The organism is Haloferax sulfurifontis ATCC BAA-897, assembly GCF_000337835.1.
In the GTDB taxonomy this organism is placed as follows: domain Archaea; phylum Halobacteriota; class Halobacteria; order Halobacteriales; family Haloferacaceae; genus Haloferax; species Haloferax denitrificans.
In genome coordinates this window covers 1-5530 of sequence record NZ_AOLM01000015.1, presented here as the reverse complement: position 1 = coordinate 5530, position 5530 = coordinate 1, and the positions used below count along the sequence as shown (strand labels likewise).

Genomic DNA, 5530 nt, shown 5'->3' with positions numbered 1-5530 from the left:
TCCGCTCGCTATAAATGAAAAAAGCCCACTGGACCGAAGTCCAGTGGGCTCTGTATGAGTGGGGGCGGCGAACTGGATTTCCCAGAGGATCGCTCACTCCAGTACTGACCAGAACGCAGGTGAGCTTAACTTCCGTGTTCGGGATGGGTACGGGTGGAACCTCACCGCTCTGGCCGCCTTAATGCCGACCAACGGAATCGAACCGTTGCCATACCAATATCGGTCGGGCCGTCGTACCAATGTATACGTGCAATCCAGTTTGCGCCTGGACCCGTTCTCGGGTCTCAGTGCGTATGAATGTGGCTTGGACTGTTAGTGCTCGCGGGCTTAACAACTCGTTGCCTCGTTGCGTACACCCCGAGTCTATCGAACTCGTCTTCTACGAGTGTCCTCAGTGGAACTTCTTTTCCGTGTGGGTTTCGAGCTTAGATGCGTTCAGCTCTTACCCCGTGGTGCGTAGCTGCCCGGCATCTGCCCTCTCGGACAACCGGTACACCAGTGGCACCCATTCGTAGTTCCTCTCGTACTATACGAACGTTCACGTCAAGTTCCTTAACACCCCCAATAGATAGCAGCCGACCTGTCTCACGACGGTCTAAACCCAGCTCACGACCTCCTTTAATAGGCGAACAACCTCACCCTTGCCTGCTTCTGCACAGGCAGGATGGAGGGAACCGACATCGAGGTAGCAAGCCACCCGGTCGATATGTGCTCTTGCGGGTGACGACTCTGTTATCCCTAAGGTAGCTTTTCTGTCATCTACGGGTCCCATGAATGAACCTCGTAGGTTCGCTAGACCACGCTTTCGCGTCAGCGACACTCGTTGGGAATGTCACTGTCAGACTTCCGTTTGCTCTTGCGCTCTTCCACGAGTTCCCGACTCGCGTGAGGAAATCTTTGGGCGCGCTCGATATCTTTTCGAGCGCGTACCGCCCCAGTCAAACTGCCCGGCTACCGGTGTCCTCCGCCAGGAGTGAGAGTCGCAGTCACTAACGGGTAGTATTTCAATGCTGCCTCGGTGTCCCGCTGGCGCGGGTACCTGTGTAATGGCTCCTACCTATGCTGCACATTAGCGACCACGTCTCAGCGACAGCCTGCAGTAAAGCTCTATAGGGTCTTCGCTTCCCCTTGGGGGTCTCCAGACTCCGCACTGGAACGTACTGTTCACCGGGCCCAACGTTGGGACAGTGACGCTCTCGTTGATCCATTCATGCAAGCCGCTACTGAAGCGGCAAGGTACTACGCTACCTTAAGAGGGTCATAGTTACCCCCGCCGTTGACGGGTCCTTCGTCCCATTGTAATGGGTGTTCAGATACCCGCACTGGGCAGGATTCAGTGACCGTACGAGTCCTTGCGGATTTGCGGTCACCTATGTTGTTACTAGACAGTCGGAGCGTCCGAGTCACTGCGACCTGCTCGGTCAAGAGCAGGCATCCCTTATCGCGAACTTACGGGACTAACTTGCCGAATTCCCTAACGTCGGTTGATCCCGACAGGCCTTGGCTTGCTCTGCCAGCGCACCTGTGTCGGATCTCGGTACGAGCTTCTTGCTTGTCTTTTCACGGGCTCTAGGTACCGCCGAATTTCTCTATCTCACCATTCGTTCGCTTCGTGCCGTTACGGCTTCCACGAATTTCGGTGATTCGACGGGGCGAAGGCCCCGCTCGGTGTTTCCTAAAGCGTCGACGTTTAGTGCAAGAAGGTACTGGAATATTAACCAGTTTCCCTTTCATCTAATTCGAATTACGGTTAGACTTAGGATCGACTAACCCTCGGCTGATTGACAGTGCCGAGGAACCCTTGCGCGTAAGGCCGTCGGGGTTCACACCCGACTCTCGCTGCTACTGAGACCATGATTTTCGTTGCTGCACGGTCCACACGAGTTCTCACCCGTGCTTCCACCCATGCAGTATGCCAACCTACGGAATCGTGTCGTATGACACGCCGCCAGGTCTCGGAGGTGGATTTGAGTCCCGATCATTTTCGACGCCTCGAACCTCGGCCGGTAAGCTGTTACGCTATTCTTAGAGGGTAGCTGCTTCTAAGCTCACCTCCCGGCTGTTTAGGGCTCGAGACAATCTTCAATCACACTTAATCCACACTTTGGGTCCTTAACCTGGCTCTGGGTTGTCTCCCTCACGGTGCACAAGCTTACCCCGCACACCGGACTCCCTGAGTCTACGACGTTCGTAAGTTCGGAGTTTGACAGGGAAGCGAACTCCTCTCGGAGTCCGGATTCCCAATCGGTCGCTCTACCTCACGAACTATCTCATCAGAGGTCATGCTTCGACATGTTTCGGTTGGAACCAGCTGTTGCCAAGTTCGATGGGCCTTTCACCCCTACACCAGAGTCACGAGAGGGTATTGTAGGACACCAACTCTAACGGGCCTCCACGCAGCTTTCGCCACGCTTCGCCCTGCTCCGGCGTAGATCACTTGGTTTCGGGTCGCATCCGGTTGGCTCCCCGCCCTTGAAGACGGTGGCCCTGGTCAAAGACTGCGGCCGTATCGGTTTCCCTATGCCTCCGGGGGTTCACCCCTTAGACTCGCCAGTCAGATGCACTCCATGGTTCGTTTTTCAAAACGCACGACGCAACATCGGCTTCACTCGAGTCTTACTACGGGATCGCTCCCAGTTCATTCGTCGAGTGACCTTGTATGCCACGTCGCTCTATCGCCAACTGATTTCAAGCCCTATTGCACCGCCCTTTTCGGGGTGCTTTTCAGCGTTCGCTCACGCTACTTGTTCGCTATCGGTCTCGAGGAGTGTTTAGTCTTCGCAGTTGATGCCTGCGAAATTCACGAGGGATATCCAACCCCCGCTATTCTGGAACAACCCCGGGATCTGATTCTTATGTTACGGGGTTTTCACCCTGTATCACGCTCCGTTCCAGGAGACTTCACATAAGATCCAGGTCCGTTATGGGTAGTCCGTACACCACATTGCCCGAAGGCTTCGGTTTGGACTGTATCGCGTTCACTCGCCGTTACTAACGACATCGCGGATTGCTTTCTTTTCCTGTTCCTACTAAGATGTTTCAATTCGGAACGTTCCCCATTGCGCGAGGCAATTGCGTGGGGATTCCCATTCGGAGATCCTCAGTTCTTTCCCTCCATGCGGGTCCCTGAGGCTTATCGCAGCTTGGCACGTCCGTCATCGGCTCTCGAGCCGAGCTATCCACCAGCTGGCACAGTAGCCAGTTGATATAGTCACTGTGACCCGGAGAACGGGTCCAGTGGACGCCTGGATTGCACGTACACACGGTTTCATCAAACACCCTCGGTGATCTCCGAGGCGTGTTTTCGACCCTTCCCAACCTCGCTTGCGCGGGATGGTGCATCTGTCGTCAGTATCCATTCTGTCGAAACGTCTTGCCACACTTAAGGGGCACGATCGTTTCGGAGTGGAGTACTGCTTACCATGGACCCACAGGGATTCGAACCCTGGGCATCCTCCTTGCAAAGGAGGCACTCTACCACTGAGCTATGGGCCCGTGTTAGCCCTAGTAGTTCTAAGGTGTCCGAACGGGTGTCATTGGTGAACTCGGAAGATCGCGTGTGAGCCACCCCATCGGGGTGGTCTCGGTCGTTAGGAGGTGATCCAGCCGCAGATTCCCCTACGGCTACCTTGTTACGACTTAAGCCCCCTTGCGAAGCCCAGATTCGACCACCGTGTGGTGGCCTCATCCGGACCTCACTCGGGTGCTTTGACGGGCGGTGTGTGCAAGGAGCAGGGACGTATTCACCGCACTCTATTGAAATGCGATTACTACCGAATCCAGCTTCATGAGGGCGAGTTTCAGCCCTCAATCCGAACTACGATCGAGTTTAGGAGATTAGCGTTCTCTTTCGAGATAGCAACCCATTGTCTCGACCATTGTAGCCCGCGTGTAGCCCAGCTCATTCGGGGCATACTGACCTACCGTTGCCCGTTCCTTCCTCCGCTTTAGCAGCGGCAGTCCTTCTAATGTACCCAGCCAGTCGAAACTGCTGCTGGCAATTAGAAGTGCGGGTCTCGCTCGTTGCCTGACTTAACAGGACGCCTCACGGTACGAGCTGACGGCGGCCATGCACCTCCTCTCTATAGCGTCGTGATAAGGTCATCAACCTGATCGTCATCACTATAGTCGGAGCTGGTGAGATGTCCGGCGTTGAGTCCAATTAAACCGCAGGCTCCTCCGGTTGTAGTGCTCCCCCGCCAATTCCTTTAAGTTTCATCCTTGCGGACGTACTTCCCAGGCGGCTCGCTTCTCGGCTTCCCTACGGCACAGCACAGGCTCGTAGCCTGTGCCACACCTAGCGAGCATCGTTTACAGCTAGGACTACCCGGGTATCTAATCCGGTTCGAGACCCTAGCTTTCGTCCCTCACCGTCGGATCCGTCTTCTCGAGGTGCTTTCGCCATCGGTGGTCCGTCCAGGATTACAGGATTTCACTCCTACCCCGGACGTACCCCTCGAGCCTTCCGGTCCCAAGCCACGTGGTTTTCACCGGACGCCCGCCAGTTGAGCTGGCGGATTTCCCGATGAACCTTCGTGGCCGGCTACGGACGCTTTAGGCCCAATAATATCGGTCATCACTTGAGCTGCCGGTATTACCGCGGCGGCTGGCACCGGTCTTGCCCAGCTCTTATTCCACGACCGCCTTACAGTCGTGAAAAGCGAGGACTATATGCCCTCGCACTTGGGGTCCCCTTATCGCACTTGCGTGCAGTGTAAAGGTTTCGCGCCTGCTGCGCCCCGTAGGGCCCGGAATCTTGTCTCAGATTCCGTCTCCGGGCTCTTGCTCTCACAACCCGTACCGATTATCGGCACGGTGGGCCGTTACCCCACCGTCTACCTAATCGGCCGCAGACACATCCTACGGCGCCGGAGCGTTTGGGAGAGTCGGCATTTCCAGCGCGACTCTCCTATGAACTATTAGCCTCAGTTTCCCGAGGTTATGGCTCTCCGTAGGGTAGTTTGTCCACGTGTTACTGAGCTTTCCGCAACGAGTCTAAGCTCGTGCAACTAGCATGGCTAAATCGGACCCCAATAGCAATGACCTCCGGCAGGATCAACCGGAATGGGTCGCGACCATTTAAACCTGGTCGCGGGGTGTTGGCGGGTGAATGACAGCGTATTGCTGTCAAATCACCGTTCAAAGGTCCGAGTTCGTATGACATCCGTTCGGATGTCACCGAACTACTAGGGCTAACATCAGATACCGTCTTGCGGCGTACCGCAGGGGCGGAATCCTCATTTCCTTCGGACCTGAATCGAAGCGATTCGAGGGTATAAACCCTTCGAACCTCGTTCGGTTCGGGTCCGGTGAGGCAGGACGCGTTGAATCGCCCTGCAATCGCGGTGTGTCGTTCGCATTCATCCGAAATGCCTTGGACCACTTAAGGCCGTCGTATCGTGGCGACCCCCGGGAAGGTGTGTCATCCCGGTGAGCGCCTGACGACCTTGGGGTCGGGGCGTTCGGTGGAAGCGTTCGGGGGGAGTGCCCCCGTGCGCTTCTTCGCATTAGTCCGAATGCCGGGGATACA

Annotated in this window: 1 tRNA gene and 3 rRNA genes; all 4 read right to left on the bottom strand. The window is 55.9% G+C overall.

The features are described 5' to 3' along the window. Positions 1-59: 59 nt before the first annotated feature. A 5S ribosomal RNA gene (rrf, locus tag C441_RS07995) occupies positions 60-181 on the bottom strand. Between the two features lie 113 nt (positions 182-294). Continuing rightward, positions 295-3207, bottom strand: a 23S ribosomal RNA gene (locus C441_RS07990). 216 nt (positions 3208-3423) lie between these two features. Next, positions 3424-3495 (bottom strand) — tRNA-Ala (locus C441_RS07985). A gap of 97 nt (positions 3496-3592) precedes the next feature. Beyond that, positions 3593-5066: ribosomal RNA gene (locus C441_RS07980) — 16S ribosomal RNA — on the bottom strand. Together the 16S, 23S and 5S rRNA genes with 1 tRNA gene alongside form the textbook arrangement of a ribosomal RNA operon. Positions 5067-5530 lie beyond the last annotated feature (464 nt).